Genomic DNA, 2130 nt, shown 5'->3' on the forward strand with positions numbered 1-2130 from the left:
CGGTCATCGCGTAGCTCTCCTGAAGGACTGTGGTAGGTCATCCAGAAGATCACGCGGTGGCCGCCTCTATGTGGAGGGCCCGCTGGTCACCGGGGCCGTCGCACACCACCTTGGTGGACGCCACTCGGGTCTGACCTGGGGCTGCTTCCGCCCGCACGCGGCGTGTGTCACGATGTCGACTGCACCCCGGGGTCCATTGAGACAAACCCCGCCCGGGGACAGCCATTTTCAGGGGATCGGCCCGCGAGACGACATCACAGAGTGCGTCCCCGACCGGCGGCCGACCGGCGGTGACTCCACGCACCTGTCGAGTCCCGTCGTCTCCCTGGAAGCCCCATGTCTGCTCGTTCCATGCGTGCCCGCGGTGTCCGCCGTGGCCGCCCCATCTCCCTGACCGACGCTTCCGGCCGCGTCCGTGTCTGCGCTTGCTGAGCCGGCGCATCGTCATGTCCAACCGTCGAAGGAGAACCCCGGGTGCGTCTGCCCGCCGGGTGTCCGGGGACTGCGCGTGGTGGGCTACCTGCCTGGAGGCGGCGTCGATGGGCTGGACTGCGATTCGCCCCTGCTCGTCGTGTGTCGCGTCTGCGACGGCCGCCTGGTCTGGGCCTGTCGAGCGCACCGGGCTTCCCGATGCGTGCCCTGCTCCGAGCGATACCGACGGCTGCTCGTCCGGATAGCGCAGTCCCGTTCGGCGTCGGCGCACCGCGGTCACGGGTTCTTCCTCACGTTGACCGCGCCAGGGGAGCGCGAGCACGCCCGGTGGATACCGGGACGGCCCGGCGGCGGTGGTCCCTGTGCTTGCCGGGTCGGGGATCTGGCGGAGTGGAACGCGGCCGCCGGTCAGGCGTGGAACCGGCTGCGGCTGGGCCTGTCGCGGCTGTGCCCGTTCGAGTACTTCCGCGTGGTCGAGGTCCAGAAGCGCGGCGCGCTGCACCTGCACATCCTGGTGTGGTCCGCCGAGCCGCTGCGACGCGACCATGTCCAGGAACTGGCGGTAGCTGCTGGCTTCGGTTGCCAGGTGGACTTGAGCCCCCTGTCGCCCCAGAAGCACGCGAACTACGCGGCGAAGTACGCCACGAAAGCCACCGACCAGCGCGGGGCGGTGCCCTGGGCGGTCGACGTCGTCAACACCCGAACCGGGGAGCTCACCCGGGGCAGCGCACCGGCCCGGTACCGCACCTGGTCCTCCTCGCGGCAATGGGGACTCACCGTGCGGGAAGTGCGAGCAGCCAACCGCGCCGCCATGGAGAACTCGCGGCTCGCCCGATCCGCTGGCGTGGCATCGGCTGACCAACCGACCCCGTCGTCGGTCGCCCAGGGCCCGACGGCGGCAGGTGGCGAGCCTCGCCGCGCTGGCCCGTCTACGGCGGCGGAGTTGGTATGGGCTTGAGCCCGGAGGCCGTCGCGGCGTGGCTGAGCGCATCGTGCGCTGAGCAAGGCGTGCCGGTGCGCGTGTCCGACCCGCAGGTGTTGGCGAAGGTGGCGGCGCTGTTGCCCGCGCCGGTGGCTGGCCCCGCGAACGCGCGGAGCGCGAGCGGGGACAGCCCCGGCCTGGGTCATACCCGCCAGATCGCCCGCACTCGGGATGGGTCCAGCGATCGGGCGCCCAGTTGACCAGGCTCGATCACCGCGTGGTCCAGGACCGCTGCGACGATCGCGGCCTGCCGGGACAGGCTGAGGGTGTCCCACTGGTCGCGCAGCTGCCCGCCGTTTCCCGGCAGGCCGGTCAGCGCGTCGCTGCGGCTCGCGGCCGACAGCTGGCGCTCTCGCCCCTTCATGCGCTGCTCGATCGGCTCCCGGGCTGCGCGCCATTCCCGGGCGCTGATCTCCTGCTTGCCGAACATCACCGCCAGCTCGTCGAGTTGGGCCTGGTCGCCGGCCAGGCCGTCGCTGAGTTCGCCGGCGGCGTCGTCGCTGCGCCGGCCGGCGAGCACGTCGGCCAGCTCTGGGCCGTCCAGGCGCTGCAGGACCGCTTCGACCAACATGCCCTCGAGGGGCTCAGCGACGACGGTGAGGCGGTTACAGCCGCCGTGATCGGGGCCTTTGAGGCAGACGTAGCGGCGGGAGTTCTCCCGGCGGGAGGCGTAGAGCTTGGCGCCGCATTTGCCGCACCGCAGCAGCCCGGAAAGG

The 2130-nt window shown here is 71.7% G+C and carries 2 protein-coding genes; one reads left to right on the top strand and one right to left on the bottom strand.

What is annotated here, in order from left to right:
• Positions 1-508: 508 nt before the first annotated feature.
• Positions 509-1390 (top strand): hypothetical protein, encoded by an 882-nt coding sequence (locus G5C62_RS26620; RefSeq protein ID WP_164703359.1) that lies wholly within the window; start codon positions 509-511, stop codon positions 1388-1390.
• Positions 1391-1556: 166 nt separating this feature from the next.
• Here the strand turns inward: G5C62_RS26620 and G5C62_RS26625 are convergent.
• Positions 1557-2130 (bottom strand): zinc ribbon domain-containing protein (locus tag G5C62_RS26625; RefSeq protein ID WP_206330892.1); only part of this gene is annotated, 574 nt, incomplete at its 5' end.

Source organism: Modestobacter sp. KNN46-3, assembly GCF_011039295.1.